Source organism: Halobellus rufus (assembly GCF_000739575.1).
Lineage (GTDB): Archaea > Halobacteriota > Halobacteria > Halobacteriales > Haloferacaceae > Haloquadratum > Haloquadratum rufum.
The window spans coordinates 1-2,580 of record NZ_BBJO01000062.1; the positions used below are offsets into that span (position 1 = coordinate 1).

A 2,580-nucleotide genomic window follows, 5' to 3' on the forward strand; every position below is an offset into this window, starting at 1 on the left:
CCCACCGGCGAACCTCCCAACGGAGATCGTCAACACGCTCAACGAAGCCACATCGGCGCATCTTCGGGACGTTGCCAGCTACGCCGAGGCGTTGGCCAAATACAAGGAGCGTGAAGCTCGTCTCAAGGAGGAAGAGGCGGCCGCCGCCGACGTCGAGGAGCGCCCCGATGACCTCCCGGACGACGTGCCAGCGAAGGCGACGATCACGATCAAGGAAATCAACGACAACCGCTACTACTACTGGCAGTGGCGGGAAGGAGATTCAGTGACATCGAAGTACAAAGGACCGGTGAATCCCGACGAGTGAACTCAACTCGGGGCTCCCACCCTACGTTGCCGTCGTTTCCCCACGGTCTCCGTATCATCGATGGTATCGGCGACAAGAAAATCGTAGAACACACCCCCGTTTTCGAGTTGTAAATGGGAGAGGGCAAGGAGATACCACAGTACATCGACCGGCACGTCAAATCTCTTGACTCACCCACCCCCCGTTTTCGAGTAGTAACGAGACATCCCGACGAAGGACACCCCCCATTTTCGAGTAGTAAGTGTGGGGTGAATACAGGCGGGATTAGTTCTTACTCCGGAACTGCTTCAGCCGTTCGCGGACAACCGCGCTGATAGTCGCCTCTTCGTGAGCTAGATCTTCGAACCGGGAATCCTCACGGATCGTCTCCATGATCGTTTCCGGATCCTCGGAGAGGGAGAAATACATATGCACTCCTCTGCCTCGCCCCTTGCCCCGACGCTCGAAGTCCAACACACCGTACGTACTCTGTTCTGTGACGTGATTTACGAACGTCTCGCGACTGTACTGGTCTGCGTCCATCGTATCAGCAATGAATTGGTACGTCTTGAACGCAGGTCCAGCTGGGATCCACTCAGGATGTTCTCTTGCGTAGTTGGCCGTCGCCGCCACGGCGTAGATAGAGAGTTTCTTTTGAGTTGAAATGCCGCTGATATGGCGGAGCTTGCGGTTTTCGGTGTATTTCTCCTGGGCTTCACGGACATCAGTCTCGGTAACTGTGTCAGCTCCACGCCGCTCAGCTAATTCGCCAGCCCATCTGAGGAGATCAATCGCTTTCCGCGCATCCCCGTGCGTTTGGGAGCCGAACGCAGCAACAAGCGGAACAACGTCATCTGCAAGTGAGTCTGGCTTGAAGGCGTCCCGCCGGTTGCGGAGAATACTACGGAGTTGGTTCGCATCGTAATCGTCGAAGAAGATATCGTCAGGGTTGTAAGAACTCTGTGCGCGGCTGTTGAGGTCCTTCATAAAGTCGGCGTAGTTCGTGATCGTCGTGAGCGAGATGGGACCATCAAAGTCAGCGAGTTTGCGAGCCCGTGAAAGCTGGTAGATGAGAGAATTGTACTCTGCCTCCTGATACGGTCCCTCGAGCATATCGATTTCATCGAGAATGAAGATGACACCGTCGTAATACTCTCGCATCAGTTCGTACAGTCGCTCCAGCTTCTGATCCGTTGAGACACCGGTTTGGGGAACACCAGGATCAACGCCAAGGTCGTCGGCAGCAGCTTTGACTAACCGATAGACAGCCCGATCTGCGGTCTTCGGCCCCTCGCAGTTGATTGAAATGACCCCGAAGGTCTTGCCTTGGGATTCACACAGTTCGACGATCTGTTTACAGACTGCATGAATGATGAGCGATTTCCCCGTTCCAGAGGGACCACTCAGAAGCATATCGGGGATCCCCTCATTCTGGAGGATCGGTTTTAGATTGTCGACGACACGGCCCAGCTGGTCGTCACGACCGACGATACGATCCTCGTCGATGATGGTATCTGACCGGACGAGGTCTTTGTTCGCGAATACCCCACCGGACGACTCGGTTTGGAGCCGATCACGAATTGAGATACCGCCACCGTCGCCGTTAGTTGCTTCTTGAGACGAATCGGCGGGATCTGATCCGTTTCCGAAGGTCGCTTGTGACGTGCCAGGAGACTCCACCTCCTCATCCATCGATTCGGGGTTTTCAGGATCAGCAGCAGAAGATTCACCACCCTCCTCACCTTCCGGATTATTCGATCCTGCTCTACGTCCCTCTCGTCCCATTATGAACCCCCTCGAACTCTGGGTATAAAAATATGGACCCTTGTGGAGTTGTAACCGGGCGAAAACAGGCTATCTAACGACTACAGACCCGTATCCTCTGGATGAGTCAGATACCGTCTTCGGAATCTATCACCCTCCGTTGTCGAGTTGTAACGGTTCGACGAAGCTCGCTATCGTCGAACTTCCTCGATGACCCGGACCCCCCATTTTCGAGTTGTAAGATGTTGGGGGCGGTAACACACCTGGTTCGATGCTCCCACCCTCATGTTGTAAGGAGAAGTGAGTCGAGGTGGGTCTCGGAGCAAAATCCACATAATCCGGATTTTGTGAATGATGCTCAGGGTGATACGGTCTTTCTCACACTCCCCGTTTTCGAGTAGTAAGCGCCAGAATGATTGCGAACGAACGACGCTCGTAGAATCCGTTCACGAGTGAGAGGAATACCAGGTTTCGGATATGATTGCTGGTGAAGCCGCTTTGGTGATCTCGAATGTTTCACCCCCTCCCCC

General features: G+C 54.3%; 2 protein-coding genes. One reads left to right on the forward strand and one right to left on the reverse strand.

All coding sequences use genetic code 11. From position 1 onward, the window contains the following. Nucleotides 1-307: hypothetical protein (locus tag ACP99_RS17810; protein WP_156105796.1), on the forward strand; the 307-nt coding region annotated here is incomplete at its 5' end. 264 nt (nucleotides 308-571) lie between these two features. Here ACP99_RS17810 and ACP99_RS17815 read toward each other — a convergent pair. Then, nucleotides 572-1,978, reverse strand: a complete 1,407-nt coding sequence (locus ACP99_RS17815; RefSeq protein ID WP_049987880.1) for a Cdc6/Cdc18 family protein — start codon at nucleotides 1,976-1,978, stop codon at nucleotides 572-574. Nucleotides 1,979-2,580: the final 602 nt, after the last annotated feature.

Coding starts and splice junctions, on each gene's coding strand:
- ACP99_RS17815 (WP_049987880.1), bottom strand. CDS start 1,978: ATGGATGAGGAGGTGGAGTCTCCTGGCACGTCACAAGCGACCTTCGGA.